This is a genomic window from Arthrobacter sp. TB 26 (genome assembly GCF_000427315.1).
In the GTDB taxonomy this organism is placed as follows: Bacteria; Actinomycetota; Actinomycetes; order Actinomycetales; family Micrococcaceae; genus Arthrobacter.
In genome coordinates, this window is sequence record NZ_AUPJ01000285.1 from 1 (window position 1) to 2229 (window position 2229).

Annotated in this window: 1 protein-coding gene and 1 pseudogene (1 of these 2 only partly in view); both read right to left on the reverse strand. The window is 67.8% G+C overall.

All coding sequences use genetic code 11. The features are described from left to right. A partial coding sequence (locus K789_RS0110120) for a flagellar biosynthesis protein FlhA (RefSeq protein WP_024366654.1) occupies positions 1 to 1824 on the reverse strand: 1824 nt, incomplete at its 3' end. Between the two features lie 37 nt (positions 1825 to 1861). Beyond that, positions 1862 to 2229, reverse strand: a pseudogene (locus tag K789_RS22790) (flagellar biosynthesis protein FlhB) (it continues 707 nt past the right edge of the window).

Genomic DNA, 2229 nt, shown 5'->3' on the forward strand with positions numbered 1-2229 from the left:
GAGCCGGTCCTGGCCCATCACGATCTGGCTGCCGCCCTCCGCGGGGCGCATGTCCTCGAGCATCGACTGTTCCAGGAGCGGGTCGATCATGATCACGTTCAGCACGGGACCTTCCATGAACTTGGCCGTCAGCGCCGGGCCGAGGGCCTGCCGCGCGGATTCGACCAGTGATTCCGGGTCGGTGGAGATCTTGGCGCGGAGGGTGAGTGCCTCATAGATCCGGGCCAGGTCGTTGATCGGAACCTGCTCGTCCAGCAGGCCCTGGAGCACCCGCTGCAGCTCGGCGAGGGAGAGCAGCGCGGGCGTGAGTTCGTCGACGGCGGAGGGGCTCTGCTTCCGCACGCCCTCGGTCAGGACCCTTACGTCTTCGCGGGACAGAAGCCTGGCGGCGTTGGCCGTGACGATCGAGGACAGGTGGGTGACGAGGACCGAGACGCGGTCGATCACGGTGGCGCCGGTCATCTCGGCGTTGTGGCGCATTTCCGCCGGGATCCACTTGCCGGCCAGGCCGAACACGGGCTCGATCATCGCGACACCGGGGAGCGAGTCGAGGCTGTCGCCCAGGGCCAGCATCTGGCCGCTGGGGGCGGTGCCGGCGCCTGCCTCGACGCCGGCGATCCGGATCGAGTAGCTCGCCGGCGGCAGATCCACACTGTCCCGCGTGCGGACCGGCGGGATGACGAGGCCGAGCTCCATGGCAATTTTGTGCCGCAGGGACCTCACCCGGGCCAGCAGGTCGTCCGAGGCGCCGGAGACCATGTCCACGAGGTCCGGGGCCAGCAGGATCTCCACCGGGTGGACGCGCATGTCCTCGAGGAGCTTCTCGTTGGGGTCCATTTCCGGGAAGTTCAGGGCGCTGGCCTCGGCCTCGCGGGTTCGTGCCTCCCGCGACTGTTGGGCGGCGATCCGGCGCGACGCGAACAGCAGGCCCGCTCCGACCAGGAGGAACGGCAGCGGCGGCATGCCGGGGATCAGCGCCATCGCGATGGCGGCGACGCCGGCGATCATCAATGCGTTGGGTGACTGCATCAGCTGGGTGGACGCCGTGCGGCCCATGTCGGATTCCGCGTTGGAACGGGTCACGATCATGCCGGTGGAGACGGCCATCAGTAGGGCCGGGATCTGCGAGACGAGACCGTCGCCCATGGTCAGCAGCCCGTAGGTGCCGACAGCGTCGCCGATTTCCATGCCGCGCTGCAGCATGCCGATCGCGATGCCGCCGATGAAGTTGATGATGATGATGATCAGGCCGGCGATCGCGTCGCCCTTGACGAACTTCGAGGCACCGTCCATGGCACCGTAGAAGTCGGCCTCGGCCGAGACTTCGGCGCGGCGTTCGCGGGCCTGGGTGTCCGTGATCAGCCCGGCGTTGAGGTCGGCGTCGATCGCCATCTGCTTGCCCGGCATCGCGTCGAGGGTGAAGCGGGCACCCACTTCGGCCACACGCTCCGCGCCCTTGGTGACCACCACGAACTGGATGACCACGAGGATGAGGAACACGACGGCGCCGATGATCATGGACCCGCCCACGGTCACCTTGCCGAAGGCTTCAATGACCTGGCCGGCGTACCCCTCCCCCAGCACCAGGCGGGTGGAGGCGACGTTCAGGCCCAGCCGGAAGAGCGTGGCGACGAGCAGGAGCGACGGGAAAACGGAGAAGTCCAGCGGCTTTTTCACGAACATGCTGGTCAGCAGCACCAGGAGTGCCAGCAGGATATTGCAGACGATGAGGACGTCCAGCAACGGCGCGGGCACCGGAACGACCAGCAGCAGCACAATGCCGACGATGCCGATCGGCACAGTCAGCGGGGCGAGCTTCTTCATGGTGCGGTCCTTTCACAGACGCTGGTTCGGGCGGTGTTCATATGGCGGCCGCCATCCGGTGCATGCCACGGGCGGCGCCCCGTGCCTTGAGTGACATCACGAACGCGAGGACGCCGGCCACCGCGCGGTAGAAGTCCACCGGGATCTCCTGGCCCAGCTCGCAGGCGCTGTGCAGGGCCCGGGTCAGCGGGATGTCCTGGACCATCGGGACGTCCCTGGCCTCGGCCTCTTCCCTGATCCTGGCCGCGATATGGCCTGAGCCCTTGGCCACCACGCGGGGTGCGGATTTTCCGGGTTCGTATTTGAGCGCCACCGCGAAGTGCGTGGGGTTGACCAGCACGACGTCGGCGTCCCCGATCGCCGCGATCATCCGGTTCCGGCTCATCGCCATTTGCCGGGCCCGCC